Annotated in this window: 19 protein-coding genes; 14 read left to right on the plus strand and 5 right to left on the minus strand. The window is 56.5% G+C overall.

The window, feature by feature from the left end; genetic code table 11:
* The first annotated feature begins 112 nt into the window (after positions 1 to 112).
* The 7 genes from ACQK2M_RS05275 to ACQK2M_RS05305 all read left to right on the plus strand — a co-directional run bounded on the left by ACQK2M_RS05275 (position 113) and on the right by ACQK2M_RS05305 (position 6633).
* The gene (locus ACQK2M_RS05275) at positions 113 to 1111 is read left to right on the plus strand and encodes an EamA family transporter (protein WP_425416940.1); all 999 of its coding nucleotides are present in this window, start codon (positions 113 to 115) and stop codon (positions 1109 to 1111) included.
* Between the two features lie 30 nt (positions 1112 to 1141).
* Positions 1142 to 1867 carry a class II aldolase/adducin family protein gene (locus tag ACQK2M_RS05280; RefSeq protein ID WP_425416941.1) on the plus strand — a complete coding sequence of 242 codons (726 nt, stop codon included), beginning with the start codon at positions 1142 to 1144 and terminating at the stop codon, positions 1865 to 1867.
* 571 nt (positions 1868 to 2438) lie between these two features.
* Positions 2439 to 3110: a TetR/AcrR family transcriptional regulator gene (locus ACQK2M_RS05285; RefSeq protein WP_425416942.1), complete on the plus strand. Its 672-nt coding sequence runs from the start codon at positions 2439 to 2441 to the stop codon at positions 3108 to 3110.
* Positions 3111 to 3362: 252 nt separating this feature from the next.
* Positions 3363 to 4064, plus strand: coding sequence for a maleate cis-trans isomerase family protein (locus ACQK2M_RS05290; protein WP_425419984.1), 702 nt, complete (start codon positions 3363 to 3365; stop codon positions 4062 to 4064).
* A gap of 10 nt (positions 4065 to 4074) precedes the next feature.
* On the plus strand, positions 4075 to 4851 hold the full coding sequence (locus ACQK2M_RS05295) for an alpha/beta fold hydrolase (RefSeq protein ID WP_425416943.1): 777 nt from the start codon (positions 4075 to 4077) through the stop codon (positions 4849 to 4851).
* Positions 4852 to 4882: 31 nt separating this feature from the next.
* Positions 4883 to 5914 carry a leucyl aminopeptidase gene (locus tag ACQK2M_RS05300; protein WP_425416944.1) on the plus strand — a complete coding sequence of 344 codons (1032 nt, stop codon included), beginning with the start codon at positions 4883 to 4885 and terminating at the stop codon, positions 5912 to 5914.
* Positions 5915 to 6003: 89 nt separating this feature from the next.
* Positions 6004 to 6633 carry an isochorismatase family protein gene (locus tag ACQK2M_RS05305; RefSeq protein ID WP_425416945.1) on the plus strand — a complete coding sequence of 210 codons (630 nt, stop codon included), beginning with the start codon at positions 6004 to 6006 and terminating at the stop codon, positions 6631 to 6633.
* Positions 6634 to 7171: 538 nt separating this feature from the next.
* Here the strand turns inward: ACQK2M_RS05305 and ACQK2M_RS05310 are convergent.
* On the minus strand, positions 7172 to 7576 hold the full coding sequence (locus tag ACQK2M_RS05310) for a thioesterase family protein (protein ID WP_425416946.1): 405 nt from the start codon (positions 7574 to 7576) through the stop codon (positions 7172 to 7174).
* Positions 7577 to 8193: 617 nt separating this feature from the next.
* The gene (locus tag ACQK2M_RS05315; RefSeq protein ID WP_425416947.1) at positions 8194 to 8472 is read right to left on the minus strand and encodes an AMP-binding enzyme; all 279 of its coding nucleotides are present in this window, start codon (positions 8470 to 8472) and stop codon (positions 8194 to 8196) included.
* Between the two features lie 311 nt (positions 8473 to 8783).
* Here ACQK2M_RS05315 and ACQK2M_RS05320 point away from each other — a divergent pair, with 311 nt between their 5' ends.
* Positions 8784 to 9305: a TIGR02444 family protein gene (locus ACQK2M_RS05320; RefSeq protein WP_425416948.1), complete on the plus strand. Its 522-nt coding sequence runs from the start codon at positions 8784 to 8786 to the stop codon at positions 9303 to 9305.
* Here ACQK2M_RS05320 and ACQK2M_RS05325 read toward each other — a convergent pair.
* Positions 9299 to 9889 (minus strand): UbiX family flavin prenyltransferase, encoded by a 591-nt coding sequence (locus ACQK2M_RS05325; RefSeq protein WP_425416949.1) that lies wholly within the window; start codon positions 9887 to 9889, stop codon positions 9299 to 9301. The two genes, ACQK2M_RS05320 and ACQK2M_RS05325, sit on opposite strands and share 7 nt — an antisense overlap.
* A gap of 86 nt (positions 9890 to 9975) precedes the next feature.
* On the minus strand, positions 9976 to 10899 hold the full coding sequence (locus ACQK2M_RS05330) for a LysR family transcriptional regulator (RefSeq protein WP_425416950.1): 924 nt from the start codon (positions 10897 to 10899) through the stop codon (positions 9976 to 9978).
* A 105-nt stretch (positions 10900 to 11004) separates the two neighbouring features.
* On the opposite strand from ACQK2M_RS05330, the gene ACQK2M_RS05335 reads away from it, so the two are divergent.
* Entirely contained in the window at positions 11005 to 12426 is a 1422-nt protein-coding gene (locus tag ACQK2M_RS05335; RefSeq protein ID WP_425416951.1) for a UbiD family decarboxylase, read from the plus strand.
* A gap of 23 nt (positions 12427 to 12449) precedes the next feature.
* Positions 12450 to 13928, plus strand: a complete 1479-nt coding sequence (locus tag ACQK2M_RS05340; RefSeq protein WP_425416952.1) for an aldehyde dehydrogenase family protein — start codon at positions 12450 to 12452, stop codon at positions 13926 to 13928.
* A gap of 37 nt (positions 13929 to 13965) precedes the next feature.
* Here ACQK2M_RS05340 and ACQK2M_RS05345 read toward each other — a convergent pair whose 3' ends face one another.
* Positions 13966 to 14808 (minus strand): helix-turn-helix domain-containing protein, encoded by an 843-nt coding sequence (locus ACQK2M_RS05345; protein ID WP_425416953.1) that lies wholly within the window; start codon positions 14806 to 14808, stop codon positions 13966 to 13968.
* Between the two features lie 166 nt (positions 14809 to 14974).
* Here ACQK2M_RS05345 and ACQK2M_RS05350 point away from each other — a divergent pair, with 166 nt between their 5' ends.
* The 4 genes from ACQK2M_RS05350 (at position 14975) to ACQK2M_RS05365 (ending at position 18420) form a co-directional block, all read left to right on the plus strand.
* Complete coding sequence (locus ACQK2M_RS05350; RefSeq protein WP_425416954.1) at positions 14975 to 15838, plus strand: sterol desaturase family protein; 864 nt, start codon at positions 14975 to 14977, stop codon at positions 15836 to 15838.
* A gap of 148 nt (positions 15839 to 15986) precedes the next feature.
* On the plus strand, positions 15987 to 16745 hold the full coding sequence (locus ACQK2M_RS05355; RefSeq protein WP_425416955.1) for an SDR family NAD(P)-dependent oxidoreductase: 759 nt from the start codon (positions 15987 to 15989) through the stop codon (positions 16743 to 16745).
* Between the two features lie 49 nt (positions 16746 to 16794).
* Positions 16795 to 17778: a TRAP transporter substrate-binding protein gene (locus ACQK2M_RS05360; RefSeq protein ID WP_425416956.1), complete on the plus strand. Its 984-nt coding sequence runs from the start codon at positions 16795 to 16797 to the stop codon at positions 17776 to 17778.
* 63 nt (positions 17779 to 17841) lie between these two features.
* Complete coding sequence (locus tag ACQK2M_RS05365; RefSeq protein ID WP_425416957.1) at positions 17842 to 18420, plus strand: TRAP transporter small permease; 579 nt, start codon at positions 17842 to 17844, stop codon at positions 18418 to 18420.
* Position 18421: the final 1 nt, after the last annotated feature.

An 18421-nucleotide genomic window follows, 5' to 3' on the forward strand; every position in this document is an offset into this window, starting at 1 on the left:
ACTTATAAAGCTTATGGCGCGGAAATCCGGCTTGTCAAGCGAGCATATGGGCTTCCCGCACAACTCGACACATTCTCTGAAACGCGATATACGAATTTAATTAGCTCTCTAAGTGATATGGTCGCAAGGTCGCCGGGTAACCGTTCCAGACGATGCGAACAACAATCGTGACGACGAAACATTGACCGGCGAATTCCTTGCCCTCGGGGCCGCATTTGCGAATGCGATGTCAAGCGTAGCCATCGCGAAGGGCGCCAGCTCCAGCAGCGGCGAAAGCGGAGTTTTGCTTTCCGCCATTGTCACGGGGCTGTTGTCAAGCCTCGCGTGGATGCTGTTCGGCGGGAGCGCGGTGGCCGCAAGCGAAACACCATCGGGCTCGGGCGCCATCTGGACTGCCACCGGCTGGTTCGTCGCTTCCGGACTGCTGGCAACAGTCGGCGGCAGAATCACGATGTTCAAATCGATCGAGTTCGCCGGTGTCATCCGCGCCTCGACGACGCGCCGCCTGATGCCTTTCATATCGCTGCTATTGTCCGCGGTGGTCATCGGAGAGACGATTTCGCCCCTGGCCGGCGGCGGCATGGTGCTGATCGCGGTCAGTTTCCTGCTGCTTTACTGGGACAATCGCGCAAGCGTCCGTATTTCGACGGACGATCCGGAGCGGTGGGCCGTTATCTCTCGCGGATTGGCGTTCGGGGTCGGGTCCGCAACACTCTACGCATGCAGTTTTGTTGCGCGTAAATTCGGTCTCGTGGAGATCCCGAATGCTTTCTTCGGCGCGCTGATCGGCGCCATGACGGCGCTCTGTTTCTACGCGGGCATGTCGATGGTCAGCCCCCGATATCGCTCAATCGTCGCCAGTGCTTTGAAGAGGCCGAACCCGTGGCAGCTCTTTGCGGCATTTCTGATGTCTGCGGGACAAATCATGCAGTTCGGGGCGCTGGCGCTCACGAGTGTCGGTCGCGTCGCCTTCATCAATTCGATCGAGGTCTTTATCGCGGCGCTGCTTGCGGTCGCCATATTCCGGACCGAACGCATGCCGAGCAAGACCGTCATTGTCGCCACGATCATCGCGACCGCCGGCGTCCTGCTGATGGCGGTCAAGCCATGACCCCGAAGTTTTTCAGAAGAGGAGGACACAATGAGTGAGGCCCAACTGCGCGACAATGCGATCCGGGATCTTGTCATCGCCAACCGGATACTCGCGCGTGAGAATGTCATTGACGGGTTCGGCCATGTGAGCGTCCGTCATCCGACGAATCCCGACCGTTTTCTGCTTTCCAGATCGCGCAGCCCGGAAGTCGTCTCGCGCGGCGATATAATGGAGTTCGAGCTTGACGGCACACTCGTGTCCAACGATCCGCGCCGCCCTTATGCGGAACGATATATCCATGGCGCGATCTATATGGCGCGACCCGAGATCAACTCGGTATCGCATCATCACGCCCACTCGGTGATCCCGTTCTCTCTGGCCGATATCCCGCTGAAGCCCGCCTTCCACATGGGTGCTGTCGCCGGGGCCGAAACGCCGGTATGGGACAGCAAGCCAGATTTCGGCGACACCAACATGCTCGTAGATACGCTGGAGATGGGACACTCCCTAGCCCGCGCGCTCGGCGGAAACGCCACGGCGCTTTTGCGCGGGCACGGCGCAGTGTGCGCTGCCCCGAATCTGGCGGCGATCTGCATGATCTCGATCTATATGCGAGACAATGCGGAACTGATCCTGAACACGCTTCCGCTTGGACAGCCGAAATATCTATCGCCAGGAGAAATCGAGAAGACCGCTGCAATGCTGTTGAGTGACATGCCCCTCGCCCGTGCTTGGGACTACTGGACGGCGAGGGCCGGGTTCCAGGGATTGTGAGCCAAGTGTGATCCGATGCTGATAATGTGGGGGGCGAGATCCATCCAACGACCGACCAGGCGCCCGTGTCGCGATGTCGTCCGAGAAGAATATCTGCTGTCCTTTTTGGGCATCGATTAATCCGGAGCGGATCTTTCATGTTTTTCCGCGTCAAGCTCCGGAGACGACTGTCGATCTGCGATTTGAAGTATAAGTACGCGGAAAGCGACCAATTATCATGGGCAGACGACTCGCGGCTTCGTAGATGGCGCCCGCGGCCGCAAAATGCGTCATCCGACGCTCCTGAAAGAACACGAGCTGCTGTCTGCGGCGAAGCCGATGGTGCACGACAATCTGCCGTTATCCTCGACCCCATGGAGCTGGAGGATGTTCTTTGCGAGCTCGATATCGACTGTGGCATATTCGGGGATGGTCGGCCCCATTGAACGGGTTAATGACTTCGCGCCATGATGCAAAGCGACGTAGTGAGCAGAATCTATCAAATTAATCTTTTGTATAATTAAGGGTGTTGCATGATTTCGAGCAGGTGGGTGATGAAGGCAGTCGGATACAACAATAGCTGGAAACGCTGATGGCTACCACAGATAGGCCCCGGGCGAAGCGCAAGCCCGGTCGACCCAAGGGCTATGAAAAACTCCGATCAACGATCCTCAATGAAGCTGAACTTGCTTTTGCCGAGCATGGATTTGCGGGCGCGCGAGTGCGTGATATCGCGGCGGCCGCGGATGTTAATCCCGCGCTTATCCGGTACTATTTCGGTTCGAAACAAGAGCTTTTCGACGAGGTATTCCGTCGACGCGGAGGTGAAATCTCCGGGGCGCGTCATGTGCTTCTAGACCGTCTTCTGGATGGTAATGTAAAGCCGAGCGTCGAGGACATTATCCGTGCGTATCTGCAGCCGCAATGGGATATCAAGCAAAGCGGATCAGGGGGCGCGGCATTTGTGCGCCTCCAAGCGCGCCTCCACGCGGAACCTGAAGAGCATGCTCTGCGGCTTCGTAGCGAAGTCTACGATGCTTCAGTCAAACGTTATATCCAGGCCTTATCTGAAGAATTGCCCGATATCCCCAAGAACATACTCAGTATCCGGATGGCGTTTCTTGTGGGGACTTATTTATTCATGCTCAACGATCTGGGCCGTTTGAATGATCTGACCGACGGCCAAATCGGCACGCTTCAAGACCATGACATGCTTGATCAACTCGTCCGGTTCCTAGCGGCTGGCATCACTGCACCTGCCTAAGCATTAGCCCAGCCTAGCAGGAGAAGGCGTGCGGATCTGCTTCGTCACGTTCCCGGCGTAACCGGATTGCGACGCTATGCACGCTGACGTCCGGCCATCGCCTAGTCCCCCTTCTCATTGGTTGGTCTGCCAGTCTGTTTTTCGCTTGTAATTATACAAAAAGATAATTTATGATGAAGCCGCTTTGAGAAGAGGTTCCAGGACATGAAGCAGTTTCGCATCGGGCAGATCGTGCCTTCCTCCAACGTCACAATGGAAACGGAGATTCCCGCGCTCCTGCGGGCGCGAGAAACGATCGGGGAAGAGCGCTTCACTTTTCACTCTTCGCGCATGCGCATGAAGCATGTGACCAAGGAGGAACTGGCGGCGATGGATGCAGATAGCGATCGCTGCGCGCTGGAGCTCTCAGACGCCAAGGTCGATGTCATGGGTTATGCCTGCCTCGTCGCGATCATGTCGATGGGGTACGGTTATCACTGCGTTTCCGGACCCCGCCTCCAGAAGGTGGCGGAGGAAAACGGCGCGCCGGCACCGGTCGTAACGTCGGCAGGCGCGCTGATCGACGCATTGCACGCAATCGGCGCAAAAAAGGTTGCGGTGGTCGCGCCTTACATGAAGCCGCTGACAGAGATGGTTGTCGATTACATACGCAACGAAGGGATCGAGGTCGCGGACTATCGTGCGCTGGAGATTCAGGACAACTTAGCGGTCGCGGCGCATGACCCGATGAATCTGCCTGCCATTGTGGCGGAAATGAAAACCGATGACGTCGATGCAGTGGTCTTGTCGGCTTGCGTGCAAATGCCTTCGCTCCCGGCGGTACCGATGGTCGAGGCGCAGACCGGAAAACCCGTCGTAACGGCAGCGATCGCCACCACTTGGCAGATGCTCAGGGCGCTAGACATCGGTACGCGGGTTTCCGGGGGTGGCGCTTTGCTCTCCGGCGCTTATTGAGGAGTCCCTCGTGACGCAAGGATACAACATTTCCGCCAACGGCATTCGCCAGCACCTGATCCGGCATCCGGGCCCGGGCCCGCAGATGCTGCTGGTTCCGGGCATCACTTCGCCTGCCATAACCTGGTCTTTCGTCGCCGAGCGTTTGGCCGAGCGATTCGACGTGCATGTGCTCGACGTGCGGGGCAGGGGGCTCAGCCAGTCTGGTGACTTGGACTATTCGCTCAACGCGATGGCCGCTGACGTGCTGGGCGTGATTGCGGAAACGGGAATGCGAAAGCCTGTGATTTTGGGCCATTCGATGGGCGCCCGCGTCGCCATTCGTGCCGCGCGGATCGATCCGCAAATTGTCGGGCAACTGGTTCTGGTCGACCCGCCGGTCTCTGGTCCGGGGCGGCGGGCGTATCCGTCGCCGTGGCCCTGGTACGAGGATTCCATACTGATGGCGTTGAAGGGCTGCTCCGGCGAGGACATGCGCAGTTTCTGCCCGACCTGGACCGACGAGCAGAACGCACTTCGCGCGGAATGGTTGCACACCTGTCAGCTCGACGCGATCCGTACGGCCTATGACGGATTCCACACCGACGACATCCACGCCGATCTGGCCGAAATCGGGCTGCCCCTGCGCCTTGTTGTCGCCGGCGGCGCGTCGGTGATCGAGGACGGCGATGTCGCCGAAATCCGCGAGCTGGCGCCGCAGACCGAGGTCCGTACCGTCGAGGGTGCAGGTCACATGATCCCGTGGGACGACCTGGAAGGGTTCCTCGCCGCGGTGATGGATTTGTAGACGAACTGAAACAACAATAGGAAACGATGCGATGGATCACGCTAGTTTTACAGAAATCTGCCTGCATCAGCTCAAGATGTCGGGTGTCCACGAGGGCGAGAAACTGGTTGTGCTGACACAAGGCAATGACCGACTGGATTATGCGGATGCCTTCTTGGCGGCAGGTCAGAGGCTCGGAGCGAAAATGTACCACATGCGGTTGCCCGCGCCGCTTCCGACCGGGGGTTGGAATGTCGGCGTAACCGGCCTAGCGGCCATGCCGGATGCGGTTGAGGCGCTGAAAAGCTGCGACATGCTGGTCGATTGCATCTTCCTACTGTTTTCGCCCGAGCAGATGGCGATTCAGGCCGCCGGCACCCGCATCCTGACTGCGGTCGAGCCGCCAGAACTGCTGGCGCGGATGCTCCCGACGAAGGAATTGCGGGAGAAAGTCGAGATCGCCGGCGAGATACTCGCGAAGGCCAAGGTGATGCGGATTACTTCGCCGCACGGTACCGACGTGACCTACAAGCTGAACACCTATCCCACGCTGATGGAATATGCCTGCACCGATGAGCCTGGGCGCTGGGATCACTGGCCATCGGGTTTCGTATTCACGGGTGGCGATGATGATGGTGTCGATGGCCAGATCGTCGTGGCGCCGGGCGATGTTCTGTTACCTCAGAACATCTATGTGCGCGAACCGATCACCTATACGATCGAGAAGGGATGGATCACCGACATGCGAGGTAGCCTCGATGCGGAATTGCTGAAATCCTACATGGATAGCTTCGATGATAAACGCGGTTTGGGCATGAGCCATGTTGGTTGGGGGATGAATCCGAACGCGAAGTGGCACCGCATGGTTCCCGGTGAGTTCCCGGGCGGCATGGGCATGGAGCCGCGCAGCTTTTATGGCAATGTCATGTTCTCCACCGGCCCGAACAATGAATTGGGCGGTCCGAACGACACTGCCTGCCATGTCGATATCCCAATGCGCGGCTGCTCGCTGTTCCTCGATGACGAACCGATTGTCATCGACGGTGACATTGTCGTGAAAGATATCCAGATGGCTCGCGCTTAACCGCGGTCCGATTTCCTCCCGAGCGGATCCCGCGGCGACCGGATATTATTTCGGAACGACGGCGGGATCCTGCCTATTCGAGAACTACGATGTCTCAGGAACAGACTTACAAGAATGCGGGCTTTGGCGCTTCCGTCCCACGCGGTACCCGCCCGGCGATCGTCGTGGTGGATTTCACCTACGGCTTTACCGATGTCCGGTATCCAACCGCAGCAGACATGAGTGCACAGATCGCGGCAACGAGGCGACTAACTGATCTCGCTCGGGCAAAGGGATTTCCTGTTATTTTTACAACCATTGCCTATCATCCCGGGGAAGTGGGCAGATTACCTTGGCTCAGAAAAGCGACCGGCATGGCGGCGCTACTCGAAGGTTCGCGTTTGGTCGAAATTGACGAAGCCACTGGTATACAGCCGGGAGATCCCGTCATCGTCAAAAAAGGAGCTTCCGGATTCTTCGGATCACCGCTGTCGGCGTTGCTGACAGGTGCGAAAGTTGACACGGTGATCGTAACCGGAGCGACGACCTCCGGCTGTGTAAGAGCAACGGTAGTCGATGCTGTCCAATCTGGCTTTAACGTCCTTGTGCCCCGTGACTGTTGCGGTGACCGGGCTAGTGCGCCGCATGAAGCCAGCCTCTACGATATGCATCAGAAGTATGCCGACGTAACGGATGCGGCTGACATCCTTAAATGGTTGTCCAGTATCATAGAAAAATAGAAATGAGCAAATAATACTGCGTTTAGTATATTAATCATTATTAAAAATATGAGGCTTCTTCAAGCATTTATTTCAAGTAAATTTTAGAGGATTTATACACTTGAAGCAAGTGTGACTTGGAGTGCCGTTGGAGCTCTCTCGGTTTGATGAACACTTTTTCGATTGTGAAGTAGAGTGTTGTTCATGCCGCAAACCAGGAACCCGTACCCTACGTAATTCAGGGATCAAATCATTGCATTTGGCACGAGCCGGGGCAGTGTTGAAAGCCTTGCACGTGAGTTCGAGCCATGCGTCGCCACGATCCATGGCTGGGTCAAACAGGCGGAGATCAACGGCGGAATATGCGACGAGGCCATGAATGGCGCCGAGAGGGAAGAGCTCCGGCGGCTGCGCAAGGAGAATCGTCAGCTTCGAACGGAGCGCGACATCCTCTCAAAGGGCGCGACCTGGTTTGCAGCGAACGACATGACTGGTCATGCGCAAACAATCAAACTGAACCACTCAGGTGGGGCTGATCACCACACAATAGCCGTGCCGATCAAGTATCCATGGCTGCTGCGGGTTTTACCAGGCCACGCTTAAGGCGATCCAAGTCGACGATGGCACGGGTATGGCGGCCCTGCATCAGCACGATATCCCCGTGGAGCGCGGACACTTCAAAGGTAATTTGGTTCTTTGCGACCTCCGTTATGCAAGCGGATACGGTTACGCTGAGGCCGATCACGGCCCCCCTGACATGGGTGCAATCGACGTGAACGCCAACGCTCGCCTCGCCCGGTTCAAGAACCTGCAGGATAAGGCGGTGGCAGGCGAGTTCGATCATCCCGATCAGCGCCGGTGTTGCGATGACATCTACGCCTTCGTTTCCGTAACGGACGGCGGAGTGGCTCTTGTCGGTTTCAAATTTCCATTGTCCGCTGTGTCCGGTTTCCGGTATTTTCATATTGCAGCTACCACCATGCGATTTTCAGAAGCGGGAAGGGGATACGCGCAAACGCCAAGTCAAGAGCGCCCAAGTCGCGGTTCCCGAAAACAGTGACGGATTAATCGACATGAGAGAGGCGGCTATAAAAGTTGTCATACTGATCAATCAATAACAGTATTATCCAGGCGTGCGTTTAACATAGACGATCTATTCAACGGAAAGCTGTCGCCGGCTTCGATCTCCCGTTACTTCCGTTTGGCCAAGGTTGGCGGCCGTACGAAGCACGGTCGCGAATCTGCTGATGGAGTACCGTCTTCCAACGGCATAGCCAGAAATAATTTCCTTTGAAGGAGGCGGGCGCTTTTCGCGAATTACGATCACGCGGGCCCAATCATCCGCTTCCAGCGCCTCGAACGCTGGACGTAACTGATCGCGCTGGGTCATCGAAATTGCGTTCATCGGTGGACGGGCGAGAACAATGTCTTATCGTTCATACCTGGGATCTACTTGGATGTGAAAACCGTCATGCTCGGCAAGAGACAGGCGTCGGCGAATTCATCCTGCATTGGTCTATCCTCATTTTGGCTTTTTAATCTGACAGATCATTCAATCGTGCGGAAACGTACCGTCATGGATCATTCGGCGCAAAAGCTTGCCGACTGGGAATTTCGGGAGTTCGGAGACGCGCACGTATTTGCGAGGACGCTTGAAGTTCGCGGGGCCGGAGTTGTGGCGATGCGCGCATCAAGCTTTTGTTCGCTGGCTTCCTCTCGCGAATTTATATGAGCGGCGCTTATTTTGCCCCTGCGTTCGTCAGGCAGGCCAAACATCGCCGCTAGCTCCACACCGGGATGGAGCGAAAGGCGGCTTTCCACTTCCACAGGCAAGAGGTTCTCGTCGCCCGCAATGAACATGTTGTCGACGCGTTCGATGACGAACAGGTCGTCTTTGTCGAGCCGGCCCGTCTCCGCGGTGAAATATCAATCCTCGACCAGTGCCTTCTCGTCGGAATCCGATCGCTCCCAGTAATCTTGAAAGGCTTCGGCGCCTGCTCGCAAAGCAATGATCTCACCGTCTTCGACGTTGCGGGACCATCAATAAATTCGTCGCGCCCCGCCAGCAGAGTGGCTTCTTCTATCCGGTGTCTCCCTTGCGGACCGGATATTTTACGCTCTAGATGCACTTATCGGTTCCTCCGCGCACACCGATAGCCGGGCAAAAAAAGGTGATCATCGTTAAATTGAACGAGACCGCGATAAGCTTTGCATTCTGGGAGTTTTCCATTCAGCGCTACAGCCGCGTGGGAGTGGCACCGATTTGTCTTACGCTGCAGGACGAGGTTGGACTCGACGTGAATATCGTGCTGTTTCTTCTGTGGGTCGGCCACCAAGGCCGGAAGATTAGCGGTGACACCGCCATTGAGAAAATCCATTCTGCAGTCGGTCGATGGCATCGGGAGCATGTCGTGCCGTTGCGAACCGTCCGGCATGCAATGAAGGGGTGTTCCCACCCGGATCCGCAGCAGGTTGAAGCCGTGCGACAAAAGCTGAAATCCGTGGAAATCGAAGTAGAGAGACTGGAGCAGGCGATACTGTCCAATCTTTTTTCTTGCGGGTTTGAAAAATTCTTGCTGCCCGAAGCCTTTGACGCCCGAAGCGCGATGACGCACAATGTGTCGATATATCTTGGCGCGACTGAGGAACAGCGGCGCGCAGAAATCGAAAAACTGGTCGATCTTTGTCACTGAGCGGTTTCCTTCCAGCGCGACACCGTACCCGCATCGATGTCAAAAAGATCTAGGGCCCGGCCGATCGTGTGATCGATCATTTCCTCTATCGTTGTCGGATTTGCATAAAACGCCGGGACCGGCGGGGCGATTACCGCGCCCATTTCCGCCACGGCGGTCATTGTCCGTAAATGTCCCAAATGCAGGGGCGTCTCGCGAACCATTAACACGAGCCGGCGCCGCTCCTTGAGCGTGACGTCGGCCGCGCGCGCCAACAAACCCGACGTAAGGCTGGTGGCGATTTCCGACATGGATTTGATCGAGCAAGGTGCGACAATCATGCCGATCGTGCGGTAGGACCCGCTGGAAATAGGCGCGGCGATGTCCTCCGCCTTGTACCACACATCCGCTAAAGAGCGGATCGCATCGATCTTCATGCGCGTTTCGTGCGCGGCCGTAATTTCAGCCGAACGCGTCAGCACCAGATGCGTTTCGATCGGTGTGTCGCGCAGAATTTCCAGAAGCCGGATACCGTAACGGACGCCGGACGCACCAGAGATTCCGACTATCAGACGAGTGGGCGGCAGACTATCGGTATTGACCACTTACTGGTCCTCCCTCTTGGGTAGAGGGAATCACAATGGGACGTAGCAAACAATTAATTTGATACCATCGCCACGATAATGAAACGTTATATCTTTGCAGGGCCTATCAGTTGAAGTTTTTCAAGGATTTCCGAGGTCGTCTGCTGCAGCATTTTGATAAACAGGCGAGCGGGCGTGTTTATGGGGCGCGAATGGCTCGTCGCCGCAACAATGCGTCGCGCTATGTGCGGTTTGATGTCGATACATACCAGGGAACCGTTGAGGAGCCCCTTGTTGACGGCGGTTGGGGGCAATATCGTGGTGTATTCCGAACGCGAGATAACGTCTTCGATTACACTCAATTCATCGATCTCGATACGCGATCGTAATTCAACGCCGTGCGCCGAAAATAGAGATTCCATCACTCCTCGCAATCCGTGACGAATCGAAGGGAGCACCAGCGGTTCGATCGGCGCTTTAACAAGATTGACCGGACCGTCGAATTTCCTTGCCTGATCTGCGGCGCAGATCAGGGCAAAATCCTCTTCTAGGATGGTTTGCTGGTCAAACGGACCACCTTTGGGTGGCGAATTGACGATCGCAATATCAAGTTGCGCGCTTTTCAAAAGGTCGAGGAGGTCCGAAGTGTACCCGCCGGTCGCGCGTATGGTTACCTCTGGGTGTGCGGCGTTGAAACGCAGCAGGGTCTCAGAAAGGGTATTGTTTGTGATGGAGGAAACGACTCCGATGGAAAGATGTCCCTTGACCGCGCCTTTCGGTGCGCTCAGCTCCTGACGGGCATTTTCAAGCCCCTGCAGGACGGGACGTAGCATGCGGTAGGCATCGCATCCGGCTTGGGTTGGCACCATGCCTTTCGGCGTACGATGAAACAGCGCTTGGCCAAGTTCATCCTCGAGTTTTGACAACTGCTGACTGATTGCCGGTTGTACAATATTCAACCTGCGGGCAGCCCGGGTGACCGAGCCTTCCTCGAAGAGCGCGATTAAATATTGTATTTGGCGCAATTCCATTTTCTATCGCGCTTTGTGATGGCATAGATAGTTAGTTATTATTTGATGCTATTTAGGCAGATGGCTATCGTCAATCCCGAATGCGGTGAGGGAGGTTTTTTGACAATGGCGCAGAGTTCTGACCGGGCGTCTTCTGTGTTACCGGCGCCGAGCTCCGGTTTCGAGTTACGCGACTGGCTTATCAATCTCGAGCATTCCGGTCGTCTCGCGGTAGCCCGCGACAATCTCGATCTAAACTTTGAGGTGGCGGGCATCGCCAATAGGCTGGACGGAAAACGTGCTTCGATCTTTCCGCATCCGTCTGGGCATCGCGGAACAGTTATTTCGGGGCTGTTGTCCAATCGTGCCTGGATGGCCGAGGCGTTGGGTACAACTCAGGACAAACTGATCAAGACATTTCAAAACTCCGTGCGAGAGCCGATCGCCCCAGTCGTTGTTTCCGAGGCGCCTTGTCGGGAAATCGTTCATGAGGGCAATTTCGATCTGCGCGATATCCTCCCCATACCGACCCATAACGAACATGACAGCGGCGCTTATATCACGGCTGGAATAACGATCTGCCGCAATCCCGAGACCGGTATCCAGAACATGGCCATCCACCGGCTGCAGATATCCGGACCACGTTTGCTGGGTGCACTTTTGCTGCCGCGTGACACCCTGTCTTATTTCAAGCGCGCCGAAGCGGTGGGTAATGATCTGGACGTCGCGATCGTGATTGGGGTGAGTCCGGCCTGCCTACTGGCCTCCCAGGCGATCGTGCCAGAAAACTTCGACGAAATGGGTGTCGCGGGCGCCTTGATGGGCGCACCGCTTCCAGTTATCCGCTGCATCGGCAGCGAACTCCTCGTCCCCGCATTTGCGGAAATCGTTATCGAAGGGCGTCTGCTATCCCAAGCACGGGCGCCGGAGGGGCCTTTCGGCGAGTTCCCGCAATATTACGGCGAACGTGCGGATCGTCACGTAATCGAGATCGACCGCGTGACACATCGCGAAAATCCTTTGTTTCATACCATCGTCGGCGGTGGACTCGAACATCTGCTGCTCGGCGGTATACCGCGCGAAGCAACGCTTCTTTCCGTATTGCAGCGGTCGTTTTCCAACGTCACAGACGTGCATTTGTCGAAAGGGGGCGTGTGCCGTTACCATCTCTACATCCAAATCGACAAACCTGCCCCGGGCCAGGTCAAGAACGTCATTCTCGGCGCGCTGGCGGCGCACTATGACGTCAAGCACGTAACCGTGGTCGATCGGGACGTCGATGTTCATGATCCGCAAATGGTCGAGTGGGCTTTTGCCACGCGGTTTCAGGCGGACCGGGATCTTGTGATCGTTACCGACGCACAGGGATCAAAGCTCGATCCCTCCACCGAAAAAGGTGTCGGAGCCAAAATGGGATTCGATGCGACGGTACCCCCAAATTCTGATCCGTTTCGGTTCAAGCGCATTCGCGTGCCCGGCGAGCTTGAAATCGACCTTGCTTCCGTAATCGAAGAGGGGCGCGCTGCAGCAGATCTACTGGGCGCATGATCCGCAAGTTAGGGAGATCGACCGTGACCGCAGATACTTTGGCCGGTTCCACCTTGGAGACTCGTTTGTTTATTGGCGGTCAATGGGCCGAGGGCGGGCAAGGCGAGCAGGCCTCTTCGATAAATCCAGCTTCCGGCGAACAATTGGGCGGTTTTTCGCTTGCGCGGCGATCGGAAGCGGAAGCGGCAGTCTCCGCGGCGCGCATGGCTTTCGACAGAACGCTCTGGCCGCGTCAGCCGAGACTTCGCCAAATGGTGCTTCTGCGGTGGGCGGATGCCTTGGAGTCGAAGGCTGAACGCCTCGCCCAATTGCTGACCGTGACCAATGGCAAACCTCTGGCGCAGTCGCGCGGCGAGATTGCGGGCTCGGTCTCCGAGATCCGGTATTATGCCGGTTTGACTCGCCACAATCCGGGGCACGCGATGGAAGTAGCACCGGGCGAGTATTCCATCATGATGCGGGAACCTGCAGGTGTGGCAGGGCTGATCATTCCGTGGAATGCCCCGGCGGTGCTGTTAGTTCGTTCTCTTGCGCCGGCGCTGGCGGTGGGCTGCACCGTCGTCATCAAGCCGGCGCCGCAGACGGCGTTGTTTTCGTTGGCCTGCCTGGCCTTGCTCGTGGCTGACACCGACTTGCCGGATGGTGCCGTCAACATCCTTCCCGAAATCGGCAATGAGGTGTCGGAGTTCCTTGTCAGGTCATCGGATGTTGATGTCATCAGCTTCACCGGCTCGAATGCGGTCGGGTCGAGGATCATGGCGGATGCGGCGCCCACAATGAAGAAATTGTCGCTCGAACTGGGCGGTAAGTCGTGCTGCCTTGTGATGGATGATGCCGGCATCGCGTCCGTTGCTCCGAAGATCGCGGCGGCCGCGACGATCATCTCGGGTCAACAATGCACCGCTGCGCGCCGCGTTTTGGTTCATGCTTCACGTCTGGCGGAAATGCGCGATTCTTTGCGGGATGCCCTGCAAAACATCGTGATCGGGGACGGATTGTCCGAAGGGGTGATGATGGGGCCTCTGATCGACCGGACTGCGCGGGATCGTGTTGCGGCACGCATTGCCGCGGCCGAAGCAGCGGCCGATGAAGTTGCGCTGAGCGCGGAAGTCCCAGCCGGGACAAATTCGCAAAGCGCGTTCCTGTCTCCGTCCCTGGTCGTCCACGCTGACGACAACGCTTTTTTTTGCCAGGAAGAGATATTCGGTCCGCTGATTGTCCTGGAGCCGTTCTCGGACGAAGCGGAGGCGATTGCCAAGGCGAACAATACCGAGTACGGCCTTTCGGCGTCGGTCTGGACCACTCGCAACGATACCGCGTGGCGGGTTGCGCGCGAACTCCGCAACGGAACAGTCTGGATCAACGACCACAACAAGCTGTTCGCCGAGGCGGAAACCGGCGGCTATCGCAGAAGCGGTATCGGGCGGTTGCACGGATATGATGCGTTGCTCGATTTCTGCGAGCTAAAGCACGTCTATCAGAATGTTGGCGTTGCCCGGTAAAGGCTGACGTCGGCATGCGCATTCGCTACGCAGGTGTTCAGCTTGCTGGTTTCTGAAGAGATTTGCGGAACATCGCCGGTGGAACTCCCGTGTGAAACTGAAAGAACCGATTGAAATTCGCGGGCGAACTGAACCCCAAGTCTGTCGCCACGTCCTGGGCTCGCGATCGCGACGCCAATGCCGAAACGGCAGCCTCCAGCCTGATCGCGTTTCCGTAGATTGCGGGCCCAACGCCCACAATCTCCTTGAACAGGACATTGAAACGTGACCGCGAAAGGCCGGAGTAGCGCGCAAGCGCGTTGAAGTCGTACGGCGCTTCATAGGACTCATGCATCCGGTCAAGAGCACGCCGGATGCGATAGTCGGAAACGGGCAGGGCGCCGGGGTTCGCGCGACGTTCGGTGCATGCGAATTTCTTCATGATATCCACGATCAAATCCGAGGCGGTCTCGGACTGAGGCATGGAATCGTTCAAAACGTGCCGCAATTCATTGGCGACACGACGAATTGACGGCGAGACCGGCGCCGAGGAATTCGTGAAATAGCCTGGCTGGTTGCACCCCTCGAAAATCTCGTCGCGTTGCCGGAGCCAGTTCGGATTTAGATAGAGGGCGAGATAGGTGCTCGGTGCATCTGTATTGATCGGCGTGTAGTGGTGTTCCTGCCACATATTCACGAGCACGGCCCGGTTGTTGGAAAGCGGTAATGTACGACCGTCCACCACGAATTCCTGATCGGGTCCGCTCAATTTCATAATGAGGTGGCAATGTGCATGCGCATGCGCTGTCAATCGCGCCTTGAGCGAGAGGAGCGCGGCGCGTCCAAACGGACCGGCGAGGATTTTCGAACCACTTTTTTCCACAGTCGGAATATAGTCCAAGGATTTAGCAATAGCCAGTTGGGCGGGGTTCCCGACCGGAAACGCCGTCTCGAAGGCGTAAAAATAAGTTCCAAATGAGAATTTTCGACTTGTCGTGAGAACGACCTCTCGGCCCGCAGGATGTCAGAGTTCCTCCTCAATCGTATTTCTATGGCGGAGGAGTCTTATGCCACAATTCAAACAGCCACCGGAACGCGATGCGCGCGAACAAGAGCGCCAGAAAAAATTTCGTAAGCAATTCGTTGCTGATACGCCGGCTTGGTACCACGGCATGTACCATCTCGGATTTACGCTGACATTAACCGTCGGCACTCTCATCTACTGCATCGGCCGGCTCGACCAGCCGAGTTTGTGGGAGTGGGCTCTCGTTCCCGTGTTCGCATTGGTCGGAAATCTTGCGGAGTATTCGGCTCACCGCTGGGTTATGCATCGACCTGTGCCGGGGCTAAAGATGGTCTACAAGCGGCATTGTACGAGCCACCATCAGTTCTTCACGCATCATGATCTTGCATACAAGGGCCATAAAGAGTGGCGGGCCCTGCTGTTTCCGCCGTTTGCGCCGATTGCGTTTGTCCTGCTCGCCATTCCTCCGGCGCTGGTTGCGAACTGGCTCGTATCGTCCAATGCGGCCTACCTGATCGTCATTTCGATGACCGGCTACTATCTGTTCTATGAGTTCGTGCACACGCTCTCTCATCTCGACGACGAAAAGCACCCCTATTTGAAGCTGATTCCGCTGATCAACACAGTCAGGCGCATGCATTATATCCATCATGTTTTGGGTTTGATGCAGACCAAGAATTTCAACCTGACCTTTCCGATAGGAGACTGGTTGTTTGGCACGACTGACTTGGATCGCGGCTTCTGGGGGACCATGTTCAACGGGGATGACGACACCTACCAGCAAAAGGGCCTGCAGTTCGAGGATCTTGAAGTGCTGTTGCCCGGGGTGGATATCCCCGGCACGAACCGGTTGCCGGACGAACCGCTTACTCATGCCAAGGCTCATGTGACGACACCCGCCGAGTAATGGCAGTTCCGGTCTTGCGATGCCTGACGTCCTTGGGTCTCAGGCATCGTAATTCATGATGTTAGATATAAGCCATTATTAATTTATGTGAACGGAAGCTGGGTATAGCCTGCTGCGTAACAGGCTTCGTGGGAGTTTCGGAAGCACTATGAAAAGACTTGAAGGAAAAGTCGCCATCGTGACCGGGGGCGCGCAAGGCATTGGTGCGGCGTATGCTGGCGCAATGGCCGAGGAAGGGTGCAAGGTTGTCATCGCCGATGTACTGGATGGAACGGCGACGGCGAACAGGCTCTGTGAGAAAGGTCATCAGGTGCGGTTCGAGAGGGCCGATGTGACCGATTTTGAGAGTATATCGGCCGCGGTCGAAGCGGCGGTTTCGGAGTGGGGGCGGCTGGACATTCTGGTCAACAATGCCGCGATTTGGGCGTCGCTGCGCAGCAAACCGTTTTCCGAGATCGATCCGGATGAATGGGACCGGGTGTTGGCGGTCAATGTCAAAGGACCGTTCCTTTGTGCACGGGCGGTCGTTCCGGTCATGAAGCGCCAAGGATATGGCCGTATCGTAAATATCGCGTCCGGTACCGCGTTCAAGGGAACTCCTGGCTTTCTTCACTATGTGACGTCTAAGGGCGCAGTCTTGTCTTTTACGCGGTCTCTGGCGCGCGAAGTCGCCGCGGACGGAATTACGGTCAACACGCTTGCCCCCGGGCTCGTTCTGTCGGACCAGGTCGTGGCGAGTCCGGACCTTATCGAGAGCCTCAATAAGCCAGTGATGGCAAGCCGTGCCATCAAGCGCGATCAGCTGCCGGAAGACTTGATCGGTCCGCTCTTGTTCCTGGTGTCGGACGACAGTGCGTTCATGACAGGGGAGGTTACGGTCGTCGACGGTGGTTCGGTCATGCACTGAATACAATGAGCTTCATGCCAACTCGATTTATTTAGGAGGAGAAAAGCGAATGGCATCCATTTCAAGAATCGTGGCAGCGGCGGCCGCTGCCGCCCTCGCGGCGACATTTGTATTTAACACCGCAATGGCCAAGGACTACAGGCTTGGTACGATCGTGCCGCCGAGCCATCAATGGTCGAAAGCCGCTGAAGCGATGGGCAAGATGCTTAGCGAGGCGTCAGGCGGCGCTGATACGGTGACGGTGTTTCCGGCTGGGCAGCTCGGCAATGAGAGCCAGATGGTCCAACAGCTTCAGACGGGTGCGCTGGACATGGCGTTTCTCACTATCGCCGATGTTTCGAACCGGATCCCGGAATTCGGCGCATTGTATGCGCCGTTCCTCGTAACCAACTCCGAAGATGCGGCTACCCTGTTACGCGGACCGACCGCCCAAGAAATGCTGACGAAGCTGCCCGGGGAGATGGGTGTCGTCGGTGTCGGCTACGGCCTCGCCTCGATGCGGCAGATGATGTCCACGAAACCGGTTGAGAAGTGGAGTGACCTTCAAGGCGCAAAGATGCGTATCACGCCCTTCAAGCCGTTCAAGGACTTCTACTCAATTCTCGGTGTTGCACCTACGCCAATGCCGCTGCCTGACGTATATGACGCGCTTGCCAACGGTCAAGTCGACGCAATCGACATCGACGTCGAACTCATCACCAATTTCAAGTTCTACGATCGTGCCGACCATCTTTTGCTGACCAATCATTCGATGTTCCCGATGGTGGGACTCGTCTCGGGTAAGGTTTGGGCAGGGCTTTCGGACGACGAAAAGGCGATTGTCTCGGAGTCGATGAAAAAAGCGCTCGATCAGACAATGAAATTCTACGCCGAAGCGGAGCCTCAAATGATCAAAAAGATCGAAGCGACAGGGATTGAGGTCAAGCAGGTCGATCGGACATTCTTCCCGAGCGTGGTGGAAAAGTGGGAAGATATGTGGAGCGATCAGAAGTCCTCGATCGATGCGCTTCGTAGCGAAGCGGCGGCGCTTTAGATTAAATAGACCAGTTGACCGGGGCCTTTAGCCCCGGTCGGTTATCGGGATGGATAGGACATAATGAGACTATTGCGCGGTCTTAGTATCGGGCTCGCTCGATTTGAGATGGTAGTCGGTGCGATTCTCGCCGGGTCGATCACGGTCCTGATACTGCTGAATGTCGTTACCCGAAGCATGGGGCATGCGCTTTATTGGGTCGATGAGGCGGCGATTTCCGCGATGGTGTGGATGGGATTTCTCGGAGCCTCGGTCACATTACACTACCGGCAATCGGTCTCCGTGACACTGATCCCCGATGCGCTAACCCCGAAATTTGCCAGGCCCTTGGGGGTATTCGTTGATGTTTGCGTTCTCGCTTTTGCACTGGTTCTTCTGGTGTTGACTTGGTTTTGGTTTGACCCTTTGACGCTTGCTGAAACCGGCTTTGATACGAAGAAATTCTCCGGTCAGACCTTCAACTTCATCTACTCCGAAGTCACGACCACGCTTGGAATTCCCAAATTCTGGCTTTGGCTCATTATTCCCTATTTCAGCTTTTCGATCACCGTTCATGCGCTGCGTAATCTCTTAGGTGGCGCTCAAAGCGCCGGAGGAAGCGGAATCCAACTAGATCTGCCCGAATTGGGAGAGGTTTCCTGAC

The sequence above is a fragment of the Oricola indica genome (assembly GCF_965227485.1).
Taxonomy (GTDB): domain Bacteria; phylum Pseudomonadota; class Alphaproteobacteria; order Rhizobiales; family Rhizobiaceae; genus Oricola; species Oricola indica.

What these genes read in the sequence shown, in the direction of transcription:
- ACQK2M_RS05280 (WP_425416941.1), top strand. Translation starts at nt 1,142, where the DNA reads ATGAGTGAGGCCCAACTGCGCGACAATGCGATCCGGGATCTTGTCATC.
- ACQK2M_RS05360 (WP_425416956.1), top strand. Translation starts at nt 16,795, where the DNA reads ATGGCATCCATTTCAAGAATCGTGGCAGCGGCGGCCGCTGCCGCCCTC.
- ACQK2M_RS05350 (WP_425416954.1), top strand. Translation starts at nt 14,975, where the DNA reads ATGCCACAATTCAAACAGCCACCGGAACGCGATGCGCGCGAACAAGAG.
- ACQK2M_RS05310 (WP_425416946.1), bottom strand. Translation starts at nt 7,576, where the DNA reads ATGAAAATACCGGAAACCGGACACAGCGGACAATGGAAATTTGAAACC.
- ACQK2M_RS05305 (WP_425416945.1), top strand. Translation starts at nt 6,004, where the DNA reads ATGTCTCAGGAACAGACTTACAAGAATGCGGGCTTTGGCGCTTCCGTC.
- ACQK2M_RS05330 (WP_425416950.1), bottom strand. Translation starts at nt 10,899, where the DNA reads ATGGAATTGCGCCAAATACAATATTTAATCGCGCTCTTCGAGGAAGGC.
- ACQK2M_RS05285 (WP_425416942.1), top strand. Translation starts at nt 2,439, where the DNA reads ATGGCTACCACAGATAGGCCCCGGGCGAAGCGCAAGCCCGGTCGACCC.
- ACQK2M_RS05300 (WP_425416944.1), top strand. Translation starts at nt 4,883, where the DNA reads ATGGATCACGCTAGTTTTACAGAAATCTGCCTGCATCAGCTCAAGATG.
- ACQK2M_RS05335 (WP_425416951.1), top strand. Translation starts at nt 11,005, where the DNA reads ATGGCGCAGAGTTCTGACCGGGCGTCTTCTGTGTTACCGGCGCCGAGC.
- ACQK2M_RS05315 (WP_425416947.1), bottom strand. Translation starts at nt 8,472, where the DNA reads ATGTTCATTGCGGGCGACGAGAACCTCTTGCCTGTGGAAGTGGAAAGC.
- ACQK2M_RS05365 (WP_425416957.1), top strand. Translation starts at nt 17,842, where the DNA reads ATGAGACTATTGCGCGGTCTTAGTATCGGGCTCGCTCGATTTGAGATG.
- ACQK2M_RS05355 (WP_425416955.1), top strand. Translation starts at nt 15,987, where the DNA reads ATGAAAAGACTTGAAGGAAAAGTCGCCATCGTGACCGGGGGCGCGCAA.
- ACQK2M_RS05290 (WP_425419984.1), top strand. Translation starts at nt 3,363, where the DNA reads ATGGAAACGGAGATTCCCGCGCTCCTGCGGGCGCGAGAAACGATCGGG.